18 protein-coding genes are annotated in these 18798 nt (G+C 72.1%); 7 read left to right on the plus strand and 11 right to left on the minus strand.

Translation table 11 applies throughout. The annotated features are described in order from the left end of the window. The first annotated feature begins 45 nt into the window (after positions 1–45). From ET445_RS07705 to nagB, 5 genes are read left to right on the plus strand one after another with little or no spacing between them, the layout of a single operon-like run. A complete protein-coding gene (locus tag ET445_RS07705) occupies positions 46–1038 on the plus strand; it encodes a carbohydrate ABC transporter permease (RefSeq protein ID WP_129190308.1) in 993 nt (330 codons plus the stop codon). Then, positions 1035–1979, plus strand: coding sequence for a carbohydrate ABC transporter permease (locus ET445_RS07710; protein WP_243695369.1), 945 nt, complete (start codon positions 1035–1037; stop codon positions 1977–1979). Before ET445_RS07705 ends, ET445_RS07710 begins: the two co-directional genes overlap by 4 nt. Further along, positions 1976–3520 carry a glycoside hydrolase family 3 protein gene (locus ET445_RS07715; RefSeq protein WP_129190310.1) on the plus strand — a complete coding sequence of 515 codons (1545 nt, stop codon included), beginning with the start codon at positions 1976–1978 and terminating at the stop codon, positions 3518–3520. The genes ET445_RS07710 and ET445_RS07715 overlap by 4 nt, the downstream gene beginning before the upstream one ends. Continuing rightward, positions 3517–4428, plus strand: coding sequence for an ROK family protein (locus ET445_RS07720; RefSeq protein ID WP_129190312.1), 912 nt, complete (start codon positions 3517–3519; stop codon positions 4426–4428). Before ET445_RS07715 ends, ET445_RS07720 begins: the two co-directional genes overlap by 4 nt. Then, entirely contained in the window at positions 4428–5213 is a 786-nt protein-coding gene (gene nagB / locus ET445_RS07725; protein ID WP_129190314.1) for a glucosamine-6-phosphate deaminase, read from the plus strand. The genes ET445_RS07720 and nagB overlap by 1 nt, the downstream gene beginning before the upstream one ends. On the opposite strand, the gene ET445_RS07730 is transcribed toward nagB, so the two are convergent. Then, positions 5168–5944, minus strand: a complete 777-nt coding sequence (locus ET445_RS07730; protein ID WP_129190316.1) for a TetR/AcrR family transcriptional regulator — start codon at positions 5942–5944, stop codon at positions 5168–5170. The genes nagB and ET445_RS07730 overlap by 46 nt on opposite strands. Before the next feature lie 98 nt (positions 5945–6042). On the opposite strand from ET445_RS07730, the gene ET445_RS07735 reads away from it, so the two are divergent. After that, positions 6043–7131, plus strand: coding sequence for a hypothetical protein (locus tag ET445_RS07735; protein WP_208008582.1), 1089 nt, complete (start codon positions 6043–6045; stop codon positions 7129–7131). Positions 7132–7311: 180 nt separating this feature from the next. Here ET445_RS07735 and ET445_RS07740 read toward each other — a convergent pair whose 3' ends face one another. The 3 genes from ET445_RS07740 to purU are packed head-to-tail and all read right to left on the minus strand — an operon-like array spanning position 7312 to position 9035. Continuing rightward, a complete protein-coding gene (locus ET445_RS07740) occupies positions 7312–7677 on the minus strand; it encodes a YrdB family protein (RefSeq protein WP_129190318.1) in 366 nt (121 codons plus the stop codon). A gap of 19 nt (positions 7678–7696) precedes the next feature. Then, on the minus strand, positions 7697–8158 hold the full coding sequence (locus ET445_RS07745) for a DUF2867 domain-containing protein (protein WP_129190320.1): 462 nt from the start codon (positions 8156–8158) through the stop codon (positions 7697–7699). A gap of 4 nt (positions 8159–8162) precedes the next feature. Then, a complete protein-coding gene (gene purU / locus ET445_RS07750) occupies positions 8163–9035 on the minus strand; it encodes a formyltetrahydrofolate deformylase (RefSeq protein WP_129190322.1) in 873 nt (290 codons plus the stop codon). Positions 9036–9210: 175 nt separating this feature from the next. Between purU and ET445_RS07755 the strand changes: the two genes are divergently transcribed. Beyond that, positions 9211–10446 carry an MFS transporter gene (locus tag ET445_RS07755; RefSeq protein WP_129190324.1) on the plus strand — a complete coding sequence of 412 codons (1236 nt, stop codon included), beginning with the start codon at positions 9211–9213 and terminating at the stop codon, positions 10444–10446. Positions 10447–10464: 18 nt separating this feature from the next. Here the strand turns inward: ET445_RS07755 and ET445_RS07760 are convergent, their stop codons facing one another. The 7 genes from ET445_RS07760 to ET445_RS07790 form a co-directional block, all read right to left on the minus strand. After that, positions 10465–12321, minus strand: a complete 1857-nt coding sequence (locus ET445_RS07760; protein WP_129190325.1) for a sigma-70 family RNA polymerase sigma factor — start codon at positions 12319–12321, stop codon at positions 10465–10467. Between the two features lie 507 nt (positions 12322–12828). Beyond that, positions 12829–13998 (minus strand): N-acetylglucosamine-6-phosphate deacetylase, encoded by a 1170-nt coding sequence (gene nagA, locus ET445_RS07765; RefSeq protein WP_129190327.1) that lies wholly within the window; start codon positions 13996–13998, stop codon positions 12829–12831. A 16-nt stretch (positions 13999–14014) separates the two neighbouring features. Then, on the minus strand, positions 14015–14800 hold the full coding sequence (locus tag ET445_RS07770) for a DeoR/GlpR family DNA-binding transcription regulator (RefSeq protein ID WP_129190329.1): 786 nt from the start codon (positions 14798–14800) through the stop codon (positions 14015–14017). Then, the gene (locus tag ET445_RS07775) at positions 14797–15648 is read right to left on the minus strand and encodes a class II fructose-bisphosphate aldolase (RefSeq protein WP_129190331.1); all 852 of its coding nucleotides are present in this window, start codon (positions 15646–15648) and stop codon (positions 14797–14799) included. Before ET445_RS07775 ends, ET445_RS07770 begins: the two co-directional genes overlap by 4 nt. After that, entirely contained in the window at positions 15645–16604 is a 960-nt protein-coding gene (locus ET445_RS07780; RefSeq protein WP_129190333.1) for a 1-phosphofructokinase family hexose kinase, read from the minus strand. The genes ET445_RS07775 and ET445_RS07780 overlap by 4 nt, the downstream gene beginning before the upstream one ends. Then, on the minus strand, positions 16601–17635 hold the full coding sequence (locus tag ET445_RS07785) for an ROK family protein (RefSeq protein ID WP_243695370.1): 1035 nt from the start codon (positions 17633–17635) through the stop codon (positions 16601–16603). The genes ET445_RS07780 and ET445_RS07785 overlap by 4 nt, the downstream gene beginning before the upstream one ends. After that, positions 17632–18501: an SIS domain-containing protein gene (locus ET445_RS07790; RefSeq protein ID WP_129192462.1), complete on the minus strand. Its 870-nt coding sequence runs from the start codon at positions 18499–18501 to the stop codon at positions 17632–17634. The genes ET445_RS07785 and ET445_RS07790 overlap by 4 nt, the downstream gene beginning before the upstream one ends. Between the last annotated feature and the right edge of the window lie 297 nt (positions 18502–18798).

Genomic DNA, 18798 nt, shown 5'->3' on the forward strand with positions numbered 1-18798 from the left:
CGCCCGCCCGCACCCCTCGACTTCCACCCCAGGAGACGCACCACCATGACCACGGTCGACAGCGGCAGGGAGACTGCTCCCAGTGCCTTCGACGGTGAGCGCCTCGTCGCTCCCGAGCCGCGCACACCCAAGCGCCCCAAGTTCTCCCGCCGAGCCGGCGGGTTCACCCCCTACGCGCTGCTCATCCCGGCAAGCGCACTGCTGCTCGTCATCGTCGGCTGGCCGCTCCTCCAGCTCATCATCACCTCGTTCCAGCAATTCGGTCGCGAGCAGGTCTTCGGCAAGCCTCCGGCCTGGGTCTGGTTCGACAACTACGTCGGCGTCCTCACCGACCCCGCGTTCTACGCGGTGCTCCTTCGTACCGTCGTCTTCGCGGCATTCTGCGTCGTCATCACGATGGTGCTCGGCACCCTCGTCGCCCTGATGATGAACCGACTCAACAAGTTCTTCCGCCTGTTCCTCTCGATCGGTCTCCTCCTCGCGTGGGCCATGCCCGCCCTCACGGCGACCATCGTGTGGGGCTGGATGTTCGACACGAGCTACGGCGTCGTCAACGCCGTCCTCACCAACGTGTTCGGCCTCGACTTCGCGCGCCATCAGTGGCTCATCGACCCCCTGAGCTTCTTCTTCGTCGCGGGCATCATCATCGTCTGGGGCGCCGTGCCGTTCGTGGCCTTCACGATCTACGCCGGGCTCACGCAGGTCCCCGACGAAGTGCTCGAGGCCGCGCAGCTCGATGGCGCGGGCAGCTTCGCCCGGTTCCGGCTCATCGTCTTCCCGTACCTCAAGCCGATCTTCCTCATCACGACGATCCTCCAGGTGATCTGGGACATGAAGGTCTTCACCCAGATCTTCGCCCTGCAAGACATCGGCGGCGTCCGCGAGAAGACCAACACGCTCGGCGTGTACATCTACCAGGTCTCGATCGCCGGCGGAAACTTCGGGGTGGGCGGCGCCATCGCGGTGATCTTCACCCTCATCCTCATGACCATCTCGCTCTACTACGTCCGCCAGGTCGTGAAGGAGGAAGAGCTGTGAGCGCCACCATCGCACCCGGCCAGAACGTACCCGCCCCCGTCGGAGACGAGACCCGCGCGTTCACCGGCGGTGCTCCGCGTGCCGCGCGCGGCGGCGCCAGCCACCGTCGGCGCATCGTGTCGGTCGTCCTCTCGATCGTCGCCGTGATCCTCTTCGTCATCTTCGTCTTCCCCGTCTACTGGATGATCAACACCTCCTTCCAGCCCACGGGCGACATCATCAGCTCGAACCCGCACTTCTGGCCCGACAACTTCACGCTCCGCAACTACCAGCGCGTGTTGTTCGAACCCGGTCGTACGCCGTTCTTCCCGGCACTCGGCAACTCGCTCATGGTGACGCTGCTGACGGTCGCCATCGCCCTCCTCTTCTCCTTCCTCGCAGCCGTCGCGGTCACCCGGTTCCGGTTCAAGAGCCGACGCTGGTTCATCATCACGATCCTCGTGATCCAGATGATCCCCGGCGAGGCGACGATCGTCTCGGTCTTCCGCGTCATCGACGGCTGGCACCTCCTCAACACGATCATCGGCCTCACGATCGTCTACGTCGCCGGTGTGCTGCCCTTCACGATCTGGACGCTCCGCGGGTTCGTCAACGGCGTTCCGGTCGACCTCGAAGAGGCCGCCATGATCGACGGATGCTCCAGGGCGGGCGCCTTCTGGCGGGTCACGTTCCCGCTGCTCGCCCCGGGCCTCGTCGCGACGGGTGTGTTCGGGTTCATCCAGGCGTGGAACGAGTTCCTCATGGCGCTCGTGCTCAACGCCCGCCCCGAGATGATGACGCTGCCGGTGTGGCTGCGCACCTTCCTCGTCGCGAACGGGACGACCAACTGGGGCGGTGTCATGGCGGGCTCGACACTGATGGCGATCCCCGTCATCATCTTCTTCCTCATCGTGCAGGGACGGATGACGAGCGGCCTCGTCAGCGGAGCCGTCAAGGGATGAGCGACGAGACATCGGCCGCCGCGGACACCGGTCTGCGGCGGGACATCCTGACGACCTTGCTTCCGGCCTTCGACGGCCCGGTCGCGCCCGAGTGGGTCCTGCGCCTCTTGGGCCAAGGGCTCGGCGGCGTGTGCCTCTTCGGCTCGAACGTCGTCGATGCGGCCCAGCTCCGCGCGCTCACGGCTTCGCTTCGCGAGGCGGGCCCCGAGTCGGTCGTCGCGATCGACGAGGAGGGCGGCGACGTCACGCGGCTCTACTACGACCGTGGCGCACCGTATCCCGGCAACGCGGTGCTCGGTCGGATCGACGACGTCGACGTCACCGAGCGAGTCGCGCGCACGGTCGGCGAGGCGCTGGCGGATGCGGGTGTGACGCTCACATTCGCGCCCGACGCCGACGCCAACAGCAACGCCGACAACCCCGTGATCGGCGTCCGCAGCTTCGGCGCCGACCCCGAACTCGTCGCGCGCCACACGGCGGCGTGGGTGCGCGGCGTGCAGTCGACGGGCGTCGGCGCGAGTGCCAAGCACTTCCCCGGACACGGCGACACCAACACCGACTCGCACCTCGCGCTCCCGGTCGTCGACGTTCCGCTCGCCACGCTCCGTTCGCGCGAGCTCGTGCCGTTCCGTGCCGCGGTCGCGGCCGGCACGCGCACGATCATGACGAGCCACATCCTGCTCCCGCACCTCGATCGGGAGCTCCCGGCCACCCTCTCCCCGCATATTCTGCACGGCCTGCTCCGCGGGGAGTTGGGGTTCGAGGGCGTCATCGTGACCGACGCCCTCGACATGCAGGGGGCGAGCGGCGGGCGCGGCATCCCCGAGGCTGCCGTGCTCGCCCTCGCCGCCGGCTGCGACCTGCTGTGCATCGGCGCAGACGTCGCCGAATCGACCGTCGAGGCGATCGTGCTCGCGGTCGAGGCAGCAGTCGCCTCGGGCCGCCTCGACGAGGCGCGCGTCGCAGAGGCTGCCGCACACGTGCGCGCGCTCGCCGCCACGGCTCCGGCGCTGCGCGCCGAGGTCCAGGGCGACGCTTCCCCCGACGGCTTCGAAGCCGCACCGGTGCTTTCCAGCGCCGACATCGCACGCGCCTTCGAGGTGCGCGACGGGACGCTCGCCGCCTTGGAGGGCGCCGCGTCCGTCGGCACCGTCATCCGCATCGACACCGTCGCGAACATCGCGATCGGCGTCGCGCCCTGGGGGCCGTTCGCGGCCGAGACCGTCTCGGCCACGCCGAGCTGGCTGTCCCGGGCCACCATCGTCGGGCTCGCTGAAGACGGATCGCTCGGCGATCCGGCCGCCCTCGCGGGTCCGGTACTCGTGATCGGCAAAGATCTGCACCGCCATCCGTTCGCCGTCTCGGCGATCGACGCGCTCCGCGCGGCCCGCAGCGATGTCGCGACGATCGACCTCGGCTGGCCGAGCGACGATCGCGCGTACGCCGACATCGCGACGTTCGGCGCCTCACGCCTCGTCGGCGAGTCCGTCATCGACCTCGTGGCCGACGCGCTTGCCGCCGACCAGGTGGTCGTGGCGTGAAGCTCGGGATCGACATCGGAGGAACGAAGACGGCGGCGGTCGCGATCGGCGCCGACGGCGAACTGAGCGATCAGGTCAAGATGCCCACGGGCTTCGGCGCCGACGAGGTGCTCGCGACGGCGTTCCGGACGGTCGAGCGGATGAGCGAGATCGCCGGAGTCGAAGCGAGCGAGTTCGTCTCGATCGGGATCGGGATCCCCGGGGCGGTCGACGCGTCGACCGGTCGGGTCGCGCACGCGGTGAACCTCGGACTCAAGGGGCTCGATCTCGGTCCTCGGCTCGAGGACCGGCTCGGCGTCTCGGTGCGGGTGGAGAACGACGTGAAGGCCGCCGCGCTCGGCGCGCACCACCTGCTCGGCGTCGCCGACGGCGTGCGCGCGGACAGCATGGCCTACGTGAACTTCGGCACCGGTCTCGCCGCGGGCATCGTGCAGCACGGCGAGCTCCTGCGCGGTGCCTACGGCGTCGCGGGCGAGATCGGGCACATCCCGGTCGACCCTGCCGGAATCGTGTGCGGGTGCGGGCAACGCGGATGTCTCGAGACGTTCGCGTCGGGACTCGCCATCGCTCGCACTTGGCCGACGGAGCATCCGCTGCCCGCCCGCGACCTGTTCGATCGAGCGGCCGCAGGCGAACCCCATGCGGTCGAGGTGCGCGAGCGCTTCCTGACGGGCGTCGCGACGGCGGTGCGGTTGCTCGTCCTCACGGTCGACGTGGACATCGTCGTAATCGGCGGCGGGCTCTCCGCGCTCGGTGACGAGCTTCTGGAAGGCACGCGCCGTATCCTCGAGAGTTGGGCCGCAGAGTCGGCCTTCCTCGCATCCATCGATCTGGCGCAGCGCGTCAAGGTCATCCCCGTCGGTTTCCCGGCGGCCGCCGTCGGCGCCGCCCTGGTAGGAGAGCTCTAATGGCCGAAGTCGTCATCGTCCGCGACCAGGAAGAGGCGGGGGCGCTCGTCGCCGGCGCCATCGTCGATCTGATCACGCGCAAGCCCGACGCCGTGCTCGGTCTCGCGACCGGCTCGACGCCGCTCGCGACGTATCGGGCGCTTGCGAATCGCATCGCGGCCGACGGCGTCGACGTGCGGGGCGTGCGAGGGTTCGCGCTCGACGAGTACGTCGGCCTCCCGGCGGGCCACCCCGAGAGCTACCGCGCGGTCATCACGCGCGAGGTCGTCGAGCCGCTGGGGCTCACGCCCGAGCTCATCCGGGTGCCGAACGGCGATCCCGACGGCATCGAGCACGCGGGCGCCGACTACGAGGCGGCGATCACGGCTGCGGGCGGCGTCGACATCCAGATCCTCGGAATCGGCCGCACGGGCCACATCGGCTTCAACGAGCCGGGCTCGTCGCTCGCGTCGCTCACGCGCGTGAAGACCCTCACCGAGCCGACGCGCATCGACAACGCGCGATTCTTCGACTCGATCGACCAGGTTCCCATGCACTGCATGACGCAGGGCATCGGCACGATCCTGCGGGCCCGTCACCTGACGCTCCTCGCGTTCGGCGAGGCGAAGGCCGACGCCATCGCGGCCGCGGTCGAGGGCCCGGTGTCGGCGAACCAGCCGGGCTCGGCGATCCAGCTGCACCCGCACACGACGGTCCTCGTCGACGAGGCGGCGGCGTCGAAGCTGCAGAACATCGACTACTACCGGTACGCGTGGGCGAACAAGCCCGTGTGGCAGGGTATCTGAGCCCGACCGGTTGATCCCGGCGGCTCGGCGCGGGCCGCCTCCATCGAGCGGGTGTCCCACGGGACATCCGCTCGATGCGTTTCGTGCGAGCCTGCGAGCGCGCCGACACGCCCGCGTTCGGTGCGCGAACGAGAATCAGTGCACGAACGCGAGGGGGAGCGCGTCGAGGTAGGCCTGTTCGTCGAAGTCGTCGAGGACGGTGCGCTGGATGAGGAACCCGGGGCGGCGCCGAGCACGACGGGTGCGATGCGCGCCGCCCACGTGCGCACGTCGCCGTCGATGCGGTCGGGGTGGAGCGTGCCCCATTCGGCGAGATGGGCTTCGACGGTGTCGCGGAGACGGCTGAAGACGGCTCGGACGAGGCCGCGGATCTCGTCGTCGGTGGCGGCCTCGGCCCAGAGTTGCACGATGACGCCGCTGAAGGGTTCGCGGCGGATGCCGTCGACGAGGGTCGCGACGATACGGCCGGGGTCGAGGGGGCCGGCGTCGCCGCGGCGGGCGTCGAGTTCGATGGCGCGGGCGTCGAGCACACGGGTCGCGGCGGCCGCGAACAGTTCTTTCTTGCCGCCGGGGAAGTGGCCGTAGATGGCACCGGCGGACAGCCCGGAGCTCTGGATGAGGTCGGCGATCGAGGTGCGCGCGTAGCCGCCGCGTTCGGCGAAGCAGCGAACGGCGGCGTCGACGATCTCGGCGCGGCGGGCGGCGCGGTGGGCGTCGCTGACCTTCGGCATCGGGGCTCCTTCCGCGCGCGAGGGGCGCGCATTGACAAGCTTACGTCCGAGGTTCATTATAAAGAACGAGTATTCGTTTTTTATTTTCGGAGGTACGGATGTCTCGCCAGCAAGGCGCATCGCCCCGCACGCCGATCGGCCGCGTCGTCGCAGTCGGCCTCGCGCTCGCCGCCGTCGTCTCGATCATCGTGCTCGCGTTCGCGTGGCCCGCGGTCACGAGCGACCCCCACGACCTGCCCATCGGCATCACGGGCCCCGACCAGGCCGTCGCCGCCGCAGAAGCCGTGGTCGACGAGGCCCAGCCGGGCGCGATCGCCTTCACGGCGCTCGACGACCGCGCAGCAGCCGTCGAGGCCATCGAGAGCCGTGAGGTCTACGGTGCGATCGTCCTCGGCGAGCAGCCCGAGGTGCTGACCTCGTCGGCGGCGAGTCTCGTCGTGCACCAACTCCTCACGGGCGTCGCCGCGCAGCTCGAGGCGGGCGTCAACGCGCAGGCGGCGGCGGCCGCGGCAGCGGCGGGCGCACCCGCGGCTCCGCCGCACATCGCGGTCGAGGTCACCGACGTCGTGCCGCTCGCCGACACCGACCCGCGCGGCCAGGCGCTCACCGCGGCGATGTTCCCGCTCGTGCTCGGCGGCATGGTCGGCGGCATCGCGATCTCGTTCGCGATCATCGGCGCCATGCGCCGCGTCGGCGCGGTCGTCGTCTACTCCGTCGTCGGCGGACTCGCGCTCGCGGGCGTGCTCGGCCCGTGGCTCGGCGCGCTCCCGGGCGACTACTGGACGAACGCGGGTGTCATCGCCCTCGCCCTCTCAGCGATCGCCGCGCCCATCACGGGCTTCGTCGCCCTCATCGGTCGGGCGGGCATCGCCGTCGGCGCGATCACGATGATGCTCGTCGCGAACCCGATCTCGGCGGCGGCGTTCCCGCGCGAGTTCCTGCCGGGCGGCTGGGGTGCGATCGGCCAGTGGTTCCCGCCGGGTGCTGCGAGCACGCTCCTCCGCGACGTGAACTACTTCCCGCAGGCCGACGCACTGTTCCCGTGGCTCGTCCTCGCGGTGTGGACGGCGGCAGGCATCCTGCTCTCGGGCGTCGGCCACTTCCGCACCGCCGGCGGCGCCGAGCCCGACGCGGTCGCCGCGCACGAGGACGACCCCGAGCCCGAGCTCGCGGCGGCACGCGCCTGACGCGGTTGTCGGACATCGGTCGGTTTGTCGGACGTGAGCGCGTGCTCACGTCCGACAAACACGCGAATGTCCGACAAACCGGGGAGGCCGGGGAGGGAAGGCAGGGAGGGAAGGAGGGGGTGCGTTTGCGAGAAGAGGGCGGGCGCGAGACATCCGGATGCCTCGACCGCGCGCCGCGCGTCAGTCCGCGAGCTCCTTGCGGCCGTTCAAGATGCCGCTCACCGCGGCGACGACGGCCGTGATGACCGCGACGATCGGCTGACCCATCGTCCACCAGGCGATCGCGGTCGCCGTGAACACGGCGATCTCGACGAGGGCCTTGCCGAACGCGTCGACCGTGAACACGGCCCTGGGCGACACGAACAGCGCCCACAGGACGATCGCGACAAGCGGCGCGCCGATGCCGATCGCGATGCCCGGCCACGGCAGCGGGAACGCGACGAAGCCCCACACGGCGAGCGTCACGAACGCGAAGAGCTCGAGGAGGAACCGGAGGACGTCGTTCACGCCGATCTTCGGCAGGGATTCGGGAGTGCGGTCGTTCACGGGGTTCAAGCCTAACCGCCTATGCGCGTGCCAACCTGCGCGCCGTCTTCGCGAGCATCGCCTCGACGACGAACGGGTGCCCGATCCGGATGAACGCGAAGTAGAGGCGCCCGCGCCGCCCGTGGAGCTTCACGACCGTCGTGACCCGGACGAGACCCGGATCGCGGCCGACGCCGATGCCGCAGCGGAAGTACAGGTGGCGGTCGTCGTAGGCGACGAGCGCCTCCTCACCGCGCACCTCGCGCACGTCGAACACGCCCCGCTGCGACGGGTCGACCCCGATGAGCGGCACGAGCGCCGCGCGGACGCCCATCGCGGCGCGCACCCACCCCGGCATCGACCGGAGGGTGAAGAGCTCGCGCGCCCACATCTCGGGGTCGACCGCGATCCGCTCGGGCACCGCGACGGCCCGGACGTCGACGTAGTCGGGCCGCGGAATCCCCTCGAGCGCGAGGCTCCGGAAGGCGGGTTCCGCGGTCATGGCATCACCGGAAGATGATCGTCCGGGCCCCGTCGAGGAGCACACGCCGCTCGGCGAACCATTTCACGGCCTGGGTGAGCGTTCGGCTCTCCTCGTCTTGGCCGATCGCGACGAGCTCGGCGACCGAGCGCGAGTGGTCGACGCGCACGACGTTCTGCTCGATGATCGGGCCCTCGTCGAGATCGCTCGTCACGAAGTGCGCCGTCGCGCCGATGAGCTTGACGCCGCGCGCGTGCGCCTGACGGTAGGGGTTCGCGCCCTTGAACCCGGGCAGGAACGAGTGGTGGATGTTGATGCAGCGGCCCGCGAGGGCGTCGCACAGCTCGGGGGAGAGGATCTGCATGTAGCGCGCGAGGACGACGAGCTCGATGTCGTGCTCGTCGACGGCGTCGAGGACGCGCTGCTCGAAGGCCGCCTTCTCGTCGGCGTTCGTGACGGCGGATGCCTCGAACGGCACGCCGTAGAAATCGACGAGGTCGCGCAGGCCCCCGTGGTTCGACAGCACGAGCGGGATCTCGACGGGCAGCTGGCCGGCGCGCTGGCGGAACAGGAGATCGTTGACGCAGTGCCCCGCCGTCGACGCGAGCACGAGCGTGCGGAGCGGGCGGCCCACCGCGTCGAGGTGCCACGTCATGTCCCACCGCTCGACGACGGGCCGAAGCGCCGACTCGAACTCCTCGCGCCCCGCGGGCGACTCGACCTGCACGCGCATGAAGAACCGGCCCGTGTCGGCGCTCTGGAACTGCTGGCTCTCGGTGATGTTGCCGCGCGACTCGACGATCGCGCCGCTCACGGCGTGCACGATGCCCGGCGAGTCGACGCAGCTGAGCGTGAAGACCCAGTGGTTGAGCGGGCCGTCGCGGTGCGGGGTGGTCATTCGGCTAGCGTACCGGCGCAGGGGCGGCAGCCGGGGACGGGCGGATGTCTCGGGCGGTAGACTCGGGGACGGTCGGCGGATCCCGCACGGCCCTGGGCGCGCACACGAGCGCGTAGTCGACCCGCCGCGGTGAGCGTTCCCGCGGGCGGGGAACGCCGTCGGAGAGACATCCTCAATGTCCTTTGCCGATCCTGCTTCCGAATCATCCGCTTCCGCTCTTCCACCGTCGGCCGTTCCGCGCGCGAAGCTGCCGTGGCCCGCCCTCCTCGCGCTCGCCGCGTCGGTCTTCCTCTCGATCACCATCGAGATGCTGCCGACCGGGCTCCTCCCCGAGATGAGCGCGGGGCTCGGCGTGCCCGAGCCGCTCATCGGCCTCACCGTGTCGGTGTTCGCGTTCGTCGTCGTGCTGACGTCGGCGCCGCTCGTCGCGGCCACGAGCCGGCTGCCGCGGCGCGGACTCCTCGTGGGCGTCCTCGTCGTGCTCGCGCTCTCGACGGCGGCGTCGGCGCTCGCGCCCGCCTACTGGGTGCTCGTCGTCGCCCGTGTCGTCGGCGGGCTCGCGCACGGCGTGTTCTGGGCGATCGTCGCGGCCGCCGCCGCTCGCCTCGTGCCCGACCGGCTCATCGGCCGCGCGATCGCGATCGTGCTGGGCGGAGGCACCCTCGCGCTCGTGCTCGGCGTGCCGCTCGCGACCTCGCTCGGGCAGGCGTTCGGGTGGCAGCTCGCGTTCGGCCTCGTCGCGGCGGTCGCGCTCGTCGGCGCGGTCGTCGTGCGGTTCGCGCTGCCGGCGGCCTCGCCGACCGACGCGCCGACGGCCTCGCGGTTCCGCCGCGGCGACGCGGGCTACGGCGCCGTGCTCGTCGTCTGCGCCGTCACGGCGGTCGTCATGCTCGGGCAGTACGCCGTGTTCACGTACGTCGCGCCCGTGCTCACGGGCCTCGTCGGCGTGCCCGCCGCGGCCGTCGGCCCCCTCCTGTTCGTCTACGGCGCGGCGGGTGCCGTCGGGCTCGTCGTCGCGGGATCGCCGCTCGCACGTCATGCCGACGCGGCGCTCCTCACCTCGCTCGCGCTGACGATCGCCGCGCTCGTCGCACTCGCCCTCGCGCCCGGCACGGCGCTCGCCGTCGCCGCGTTCGTCGTGTGGGGGCTCGCGTTCGGGGCGATCCCGCCGCTCCTGCAATTGCGGCTGCTGCACGCCGCGCCGCCCTCGCACCGAGACGCCGCGAGCGCCCTCTACACGTCGGGCTTCAACGTCGGCATCGGCGGCGGCGCGCTCGTCGGCGCGGTCGTGTACGGGAGCGCGGGCGTCGCGGGGCTGCCGTGGGCGTTCGTCGCGTTCGCGGCTGTTGCGACGGTCGCGCTCGCGGTGCTCGCGGCGCGCGGGCGGGCTGCAGGCGTGCGCGGACGGTAGCGGGCCGGACGAGGCCCGTCAGAAGAACGCGGCGGCGACGGCGGACGACGGACCGGTGCGTCCGTCGACGACATACCGAACCTCGAGATCGTCGACGAACCAGTCGGCGAAGTCGAATCCGTACGTGAGCAACGTTCCGTCGGGGCCGATCGTGAACTCGACCTCGGCAGTGCCGTTGCGGAGCACCTGCACGGTCGCGCCGGCGGCGCCCTCGAGTTCGAGCCGGCCCGGGAGCAGATGCAGGATCGCCGTCGGCGGCGTGAGCGTCACCGCGACCGGTTCGCTCGCGGGCGACGTGTTGCCGGCCGCATCGGTCTGCGTCGCCTGCACGTTCGTCGTGCCCGCGGGAAGCCCGTCGAGGACGACCGACCACGCGCCCGCCGCGTCGGCGGTCGCGGACCAGGTGCGGCCCGCGGCCGAGACGACGACGGATGCCTCGGGCTCGGCCGTGCCCGTCACGAGCGGGTCGACGAGGCCGCCCGCCGAGTCGGCGGCGAAGACGGGTGCGTCGGCGGCCGTGTCTTCGGGTTCGGGCTCGGGTTCGGGCTCGGGTTCGGGTTCGGGCGTCGGCGTTGGGGCAGGCTCGGGCGACGGGCTCGGATTCGGAGCGGGCGCGGGGTCGGGTCGCACCGGCGCATCCGCGGCAGGCGGGACGCCGGGCTCGGCCGGGTCGGGCGTCGGGCCGTCGAAGGTCGGGACGTCGCCAGGAGCAACAGGTGACTCGGGCAGCGCGATCGGATCGTCGGCGTCGGCCGAGACATCCGGAGCTTCGACGACCTCCGCGGCCGACGCCTGCTCTTCGGGCGCCGGCGACAGTACCGACGGGAGCACGACCGCGGCGGCGATCGCGGCCGCGGCGACGAGCACACCGATGCCGCTCACGGCGGCGATCGTGCCGACGCTCGCGCCGACACCGGCCGCAGCGCCGGCGCTACCGGCTGTTCCGCCGGCGCCCGCGCCTGCGCTCGCGCCGGACGACCCGGCGCTCCCGGCACCGGCGCCGACAGCCGCGCCCGAACCGCCTGCGCCCGCACCGCCCGTGATCGTCGCGGGCATCGCCGCACCGGCGGCGCCCATCGCGAGGTTCGTCACGGGCGCGCCCTGCTGCAGCCACGCCGTGTACCCGGCCGCGCCCGCGATGCCCGCCGCGAGCGGCAGGAGCACGAGCGCGATGCGCGAGCCGACCTCGCGCGCCTCGGCGGCGACGATCGTGCACTTCGCGCACTCGTCGAGGTGCGCCTCGAGCTTGCCCGTGTCGCGCGCGCCGAGCTTGCCGCGCGTGTACGTGCCGAGCCGGTCGATCGTCCACCGGCACTCGGGGTCTTCGGCGCCCTTCAAGTGCGCGCTGATCCACGCCTGCCGGAGCCCCTCGCGGGCGCGGTACGCGAGCGCAGCCGTGCTGTTCGCGCTCATGCCGACGAGCGGGGCGATCTGCTGCGGGGTCATCTGCTCGACCTCGCTGTACCAGAGCACCTCTTGCCAGCGGGTCGGCAGCGACCGGAACGCCTGCGCGGTCAGGCTGCGATCGAGGGCGTCGAGCGTCGCCTGCTCGTTCGTGTCGGGGTCTTCGAACGCCTCGAGGGTGTCGAGCGTCGTCTCGTGCGACTTGCGCCCCCAGCCCGCAGCGGTGTTGCGGATCGTCGTGAAGAGATACGGACGGAACGCGCCCGTCGGACCGCCGCCCTTCTTGATCGTCTCGTAGATCTTCGTGAACGACTCTGCGACCAGGTCATCGGGGTCGAGGGTCGAGAACGACCGGGCGACCGTGCGGCCGGCCGCCGAATGCCGACGCCACAGCTCGGCGTAGGCGCGGTCGTCGCCGCCGCGCGTGAGCGCGACGAGCGCGGTATCGGGGGAGGCGGTGGTGTCGGGCACGCGGCAGCTCCTCTCGATCGCGCGATCCGATGAAGAGACGCGCGCAGACGGGGATCATGACGCGTCGGATCCGAGGGCGCGGCCTGGGTGTGGCCGGCATTCGGGTCTGTGGTTCGGGTCTTCCCTATTCCATCAGATCAGGCTGGGAAACGGCGAGCGGATGCCGGAAGCCGGCGTCGCGGTCGCGGTCGCGGTCGCGTCCGCCGGCGTTCGGCGAGATTCTTCCGAACCCGCGTCATAGAACCGGGTACGGCCCATCTCTCCAGGTGAGGACCTCCGTTCCGGACCCGCACCCGAATCGGAACGGGGCGTCGGTGGCACACCGACGCTCGGGTCGCGCACGCAGCAGGCGCGGCCCGAGGACGGTCGGGTCTCGATCGCGATGGGGGAACACGCGAGCGAGGCCCGACCGCCTCGCTGGGCGTTCGGATCGCGAAGACCGGATGCCTCGGCCGCGCCGTCGGCCTCACGAACCCGTGTGGGGTGTCGGGCGAGCGCGCGGAGCCCTCAGACGAGACGCGCCCCGGCGCCCCACACGGCCTCGACCGCCAGCTCGTCGGAGAGGAGTACGGCGTCGGCCGCGTAGCCCGCGTCGAGCCGGCCGAGATCGTGCGCGCGGCCGATGGCTGCGGCGGGCGTCACCGTGAGCGCGCCGACGGCCTCGACGAACGGGATGCCGCTCTCGACGACGGCGTTGCGGAGCGCGACGTCGAGCGTGAGCGTCGAACCTGCGATCGACCCCGTGTCGCGGAGGCGGGCGACGCCGTCGTTCACGACCACGGCGAGCGAGCCGAGGATGTAGTCGCCGTCGGCGGCACCCGTGGCGGCCATCGCGTCGGTGATCATCGCGACCCGGCCGGGCGCGCCCTGGAAGGCGAGCTTCACGACGTCGGGGTGCACGTGCACGCCGTCGTTCACGATCTCGAGCGTGACGTGGTCGGCGTGCATCGCCGCCACGACCGGGCCCGGCGCCCGGTGGTGGATGCCGCGCATGCCGTTGAAGGCATGGGTCAGGATCGTCGCGCCCGCGCCGAACGCGGCGAGCGAGGTCTCGTAGTCGGCGCCCGTGTGCCCGACCGCGACGCGGACGCCCGCATCGGCGAACCGGCGGATCGCGTCGAGCGCACCCTCGTGCTCGGGCGCCATCGTGATCTGCACGAGCGTGCCGTCCGCTGCGGCCAGGAGCAGGTCGACCGCGTCGGCGTCGGCCGTGCGGAGCACCTCGGGGTCGTGCGCGCCCCGGAAGTCGTGGTCGAGGAAGGGGCCCTCGAGGTGCGCGCCGAGCACGCGCGGGTCGCGCGCGGCGACCGCGGCGATCGCGCGGAGGCGTTCGGCGAGCACCTCGACGGGCGCCGAGACGAGCGAGCACACCGCCCGCGTCGTGCCGTGCGCCGTGTGCACGTCGAGCAGGGTCTCGATGCCCGTCTCGCCGTCTTCGACCGACGCCCCGCCGGCGCCGTGCGTGTGGAGGTCGATGAAGCCCGGCACGAGCCAGCGGCCCGCCGCGTCGACGACGTCGACGGAGACATCCTGAGCGCCTGCTGCGACCTGCTCACGCCACTCGTCGCCGATGCCGCGCGCCGCGACCCGGTCGCCCTCGAAGCGCACCCACGCGTCGGTGATCGTGTCACCGCCGGTGACGAGGCGGGCGGAGTGGATGACGGTCGAAGCGCTCACTCGAGAACGATAACGCTCACGAGGCGACGATGACCTCGTAGCCCGCCTCACGGAAGCGCACGCGCTGGTCCTCCGTCGCCCCGCCGTCGGTGATGAGCGTGTCGAAGAGCGGTGCGCCGATCGCCGCGAACGCGCGCCGGTCGAGCTTCGACGCATCCGCCACGATGACCGCGCGCGCGGCGCGCGAGGCCATGAGCGCGTTGACGGCGGCCTCGCGCTCGTCGTGCGACGTCGGCCCCACGACCGCGTCGAGCCCGTTCACGCCGATGAACGCGAGATCGAGGCTGATGTTGCCGAGCACGCCGTCGGTGTAGGAGCCCACGAGCTCGTACGAGCGTGCGTGCACGATGCCGCCCGTCACGACGGTCTTGATCTGCGGGCGCATCGCGAGCTGCATGGCGATGTTGATCGCGTTGGTGACGACGGTGAGACCGGGGTCGGGCGCGGGCTCCATGATGTCGGCACGCGACATCAGGGCGTCGGCGATGGCGGTCGCCGTCGTCCCGCCGCACAGGCCGATGATGCCGCCGCGCGGAACGAGGTCGCTCGCGGCACGCGCGATCGCGGCCTTCGCGTCGGGATTCTGCTGATGCTTGTACCGGATCGGCAGGTCGTAGGCGACCGAGTGCGCGACCGCGCCGCCGCGCGTGCGGGTGAGCAGCTGCTGCTGGGCGAGCGCGTCGAGGTCGCGACGCGCGGTCGCGGGGGAGACGCCGAGCCGCTCGACGACCTGGTCGACCTCGACCTGACCGTCCTCGGCGAGGAGGTCGAGCACGGCCGACAGGCGTTCTGCACGATTCATACGACCACGCTCCGTTCTCCGGCGAACAACACGAGCAGTCTGGCGGCTTCGGCGGCGACCGCGGAACGCCCCACTGCGAGGTACTTGCGCGAGTCGACCGTCGTCGGATGCTCCGCGAGGTACTCGCGGATCGCGTTCGTGAACTGCACGTTCAGGTGCGTCGAGACGTTGATCTTCACGAGCCCGGCGCGGATGCCGGCCGCGATGACGTCGTCGGCGACGCCCGACGAGCCGTGCAGCACGAGCGGCACGGGCACCCCGTCGCGCAGGCGCGCGACGAGGTCGAGGTCGAGGGCGGCCGTCCGCTCGGTCATGGCGTGCGACGACCCGACGGCGACGGCGAGGGCGTCGACGCCCGTGTCAGCCACGAAGCGGGATGCCTCGGCGGGATCGGTGCGGACGCCGGGCGCGTGCGCGCCGTCCTTCCCGCCGATCTCGCCCAGTTCGGCCTCGACCGCGACGCCCGCGGCGTGCGCCGCTGCGACGACCTGCCGCGTGACCGCGACGTTCTCGGCGAACGGCAGCTTCGACCCGTCGAACATGACCGACCCGAACCCGAGGTCGATCGCGCGGAGCGCGAGGGCGGCGTCTTCGGCGTGGTCGAGGTGGACGGCGACGTCGGCGGTCGACGCGTCGGCGATCGCGAGGGTCGCGAGCGCGATCGGGTCGAGCGCGCCGTGATAGCCGACGCAGTTCTCGGAGAGCTGCAGGATGACGGGCAGTCCCGTCGACTCGGCGGCGGCGACGAGGGCCTCTGCCGTCTCGATGTGCAGCACGTTGAACGCACCGACCCCCGAGCCGCGCGCGGCGGCGTCGTCGAGCAGGGTGCGGGTCGGGGTCAGGGTCATTCGGGCTCCGTGGCGTCGGTGTCGATGTCGTCATCGATGGCGATCTCGCGCGCGAGCGCGGCGTGGTCGGGGTGCAGTTCGCCCGCGAGCGGCATGAGCACCGCTGAGGCCGACCAGGCCGCGGCACGGCGGGCGAGGCTTTCGAGGTCGGGGGCTTCGGACGCGTCCGAGGCTTCCGCGAGCGCGAGCGCGATCGCCGCGACGGCGGCATCGCCCGCACCTGTCGCGTTGCCGTGGAGGGTGCGGCCGAGCCGCGCCCGGAGGGCGCGCCCTTCGGGGTCGAGCACGAGCATGCCGTCGGCGCCGAGCGACGCGACGACGATGCGGGCCCCGAGCGCCTGCAGACGGCGGGCGCCCGCGAGCGGGTCGTGCTCGCCCGTCGCCTCGACCAGTTCGTCGCGATTGGGCTTCACGGCGGCCGCCCCGGCGCGCGCCGCCGCGAGGAGCGCCGCGCCCGGGACATCCGCCACGACCGGCACGCCGTGCGCCGTGAGCGTCGCGACGAGCTCGCCGATCGCGTCGGCGTGGAGACCCGGCGGCAGGCTGCCCGAGATCGCGACGGCCCGTGCGCGGCCGCCGAGCGTCGCCGCTTCGGCGAGCAGGGCGGATGCCTCGTGGGCCGCGAGTGCGGCGCCGCGCTCGTTGAGCACGGTCGCCTCGCCCGAGCGACGGTCGACGATCGCGATGCTCCGCCTGGTCGACCCCGCGACGGGCAGGAGCCGGGTCGGGATGCCGCTCGCCGCCGCCTCGGCCGCGAACTCATGGCCCGACGCGCCGCCGACCGTCGCGAGTGCGGTCACCTCGCGGCCCTCGGCGTGGAGGACGCGTGCGACGTTGAGTCCCTTGCCGCCGGCGCGCCCGTGCCCGGTGTCGACGCGATGGGTCTCGCCGGGGGCGAGCCGGTCGACATGCCACGTGAGATCGAGGGCGGGATTCGGGGTGACGGTGAGGATCATGAGGCGGGGTCGCTCTCGACAGCGTGGACGTCGGCGCCGTGCGCGCGGTCGAGCCTGCCCGCCGCGAGGTCGCGCGCTCGGAGTGCCGTGCCGAGCACGCCCGCGTCGTCGCCGAGGGCGGCCTTCACGAGCCGCGGGCGGCGGTGGAAGGAAAGGAGCGCGTCGAGCCGGTGCTGCACGGGCTCGAAGAGGTCGCGCCCGGCTTCGGCGAGCCCGCCGCCGATGACGACGAGCTCGGGACCGAGGATCGCGACGAGCGGCGCGAGCGCGCGGGCGAGCGCCTCGACGGCGTCGTCCCACACCCGCTCGGCGACGATGTCTCCGGCCTTCGACGCGTCGAGCACCTCGCGCGCGCCGGGCGTCTTGCGCCCCGAGCGCTCGGAGTATCGGCGCGCGATCGCCCCTGCCGACGCGATCGTCTCGAGACATCCCACCGCTCCGCACGCGCAGAGCTCGCCCTCGGGCCAGATGAGCGCGTGGCCGAGCTCGCCGGCGTACCCGCCCGCCGTGATCGGCCTGCCGCCCGCGATGATCGCGCTCGCGATGCCCGTGCCGATCGCGAGGACGACGACGTCGTCGGCCCCGCGCGCCGCGCCCAGCCGATGCTCGGCGTCGCCCGCCGAGCGCACGTCGTGCCCGAAGGCCACGGGGAGCCCCAGCGCGTGCTCGGCGAGATCGCGCAAGGGCGCGTCGTGCCAGCCCAGGTTCGATGCGAACAGGCCGATGCCGCGTGCTTCGTCGACGAGCCCCGGCACGCTGAGGCCAGCGGCGACGGGCGAGACATCCGGGAAGTCCTCGCGGTACTCGGCCGCGAGCGATGTGATGTGAGCGACGATCGCGCCCGCCGGGTCGGCCTCGTCGTGCGGCGTCGGCGTTCGGCGCACGCCGAGCACGCGGCCCGACTCGTCGACGATCGCCGACTTCGTGTCGGTGCCGCCGACGTCGAACGCGAGCACCGCCGCGCCGGTCCCGAGGAGCGGGTCGCGCGGGTCGTCGGAAGCGGGGGCCGCGGCGGGGGTGTCAGACATCATGCGTCAAGGATGACCGACCGGGTGAGGTTGCGGGGGCGGTCGGGGTCGAGGCCGCGATCGACCGCGCGCGCGAGCGCGACGCGCTGCGCGCGGACGAGCTCGGCGAGCGGGTCGAGGCGACCCTGTTCGAAGTGCGCGCCGGTCGCGGCGACCTCGCCCGCGAGTCCTTCGGGGGCGTCGCCGAACTGCCACGTCACGCGGCCCGGGGCCGCGATCGCGAGCGGGCCGTGGCGGTACTCCATCGACGGGTAGGCCTCGGTCCACGACTGCGACGCCTCGCGCATCTTGAGCGCGGCCTCTTGCGCGAGCCCGTACGACCAGCCGAGGCCGAGGAAGGAGTACTGGTCGGCGTCGATGAGGACGGGCGGCAGGTCTTCTGCGACGGCCGTGCGCGCGTCGGCGACGGCCTGCTCGAGGTCTTCGCCGAGGCTCGCGCGGAAGAGCGCGAGCGCGGTCGTCGCGAAGCGCGTCTGCACGACCGACTCCTCGTCGGCGAAGGGCAGCGTGACGGCCTCGTCGACGAGGGGGACGAGCGGCGAGGATGCGTCGCCGATGACGCCGATCGTCTTGACGCGCCCGCGCGCCCGCTCGACGTACTGCAGGACCTCGGTCGTCGTGCCCGAGCGCGTGAGGGCGACGATCGCGTCGTAGTCGCGGGCGTCGGGGGCTTCGGATGCCGCGAACGCGTCGGTCTCGCCGTGGCCGGCCCGCTCGCGGAGGATCGCGTAGGACTGTGCCATGAACCACGAGGTGCCGCAGCCGACGACGGCGATGCGCTCGCCGCGAGCGGGAAGGAGCGCCTGGAGGTCGGTGAGACCGGCGGCCCGGGCCCACAGGTCGGGCTGGCTCGCGAGCTCCGTCGCCATGTGCGAGGCGTGGGCGGCGGTGGGGTCGGTCACAGGGGTCTCCTCCGGTCGAAAGCGTGACGAATCCATGATTGCATCTGATCGAATCATAGAGTGAACGATCATCGCAACGATTGAAAGTCTGCCATGCGCGGATGGGAATCGCCGCAGGAAAGTTCCGATAACGAAATTGGCAATAGTGTTGACGACCGACGCATTGCGTCATAGATTCGCCCTCACGGTGCTCGAAGTTGATTGATTCGGGCGCGAAACGTTCAGGAAACATCACACAGCACGTGCGAAGACCTGATCCCGGCG

The organism is Agromyces protaetiae, assembly GCF_004135405.1.
Classification (GTDB): Bacteria; Actinomycetota; Actinomycetes; order Actinomycetales; family Microbacteriaceae; genus Agromyces; species Agromyces protaetiae.

Coding starts and splice junctions, on each gene's coding strand:
- ET445_RS07715 (WP_129190310.1), top strand. CDS start 1,976: ATGAGCGACGAGACATCGGCCGCCGCGGACACCGGTCTGCGGCGGGAC.
- purU (WP_129190322.1), bottom strand. CDS start 9,035: ATGACCACCCCGCACCGCGACGGCCCGCTCAACCACTGGGTCTTCACG.
- ET445_RS07775 (WP_129190331.1), bottom strand. CDS start 15,648: ATGACCCTGACCCCGACCCGCACCCTGCTCGACGACGCCGCCGCGCGC.
- ET445_RS07770 (WP_129190329.1), bottom strand. CDS start 14,800: ATGAATCGTGCAGAACGCCTGTCGGCCGTGCTCGACCTCCTCGCCGAG.
- ET445_RS07705 (WP_129190308.1), top strand. CDS start 46: ATGACCACGGTCGACAGCGGCAGGGAGACTGCTCCCAGTGCCTTCGAC.
- ET445_RS07755 (WP_129190324.1), top strand. CDS start 9,211: ATGTCCTTTGCCGATCCTGCTTCCGAATCATCCGCTTCCGCTCTTCCA.
- nagB (WP_129190314.1), top strand. CDS start 4,428: ATGGCCGAAGTCGTCATCGTCCGCGACCAGGAAGAGGCGGGGGCGCTC.
- ET445_RS07790 (WP_129192462.1), bottom strand. CDS start 18,501: ATGGCGACGGAGCTCGCGAGCCAGCCCGACCTGTGGGCCCGGGCCGCC.
- ET445_RS07745 (WP_129190320.1), bottom strand. CDS start 8,158: ATGACCGCGGAACCCGCCTTCCGGAGCCTCGCGCTCGAGGGGATTCCG.
- ET445_RS07730 (WP_129190316.1), bottom strand. CDS start 5,944: ATGCCGAAGGTCAGCGACGCCCACCGCGCCGCCCGCCGCGCCGAGATC.
- ET445_RS07785 (WP_243695370.1), bottom strand. CDS start 17,635: ATGATGTCTGACACCCCCGCCGCGGCCCCCGCTTCCGACGACCCGCGC.
- ET445_RS07735 (WP_208008582.1), top strand. CDS start 6,043: ATGTCTCGCCAGCAAGGCGCATCGCCCCGCACGCCGATCGGCCGCGTC.
- ET445_RS07780 (WP_129190333.1), bottom strand. CDS start 16,604: ATGATCCTCACCGTCACCCCGAATCCCGCCCTCGATCTCACGTGGCAT.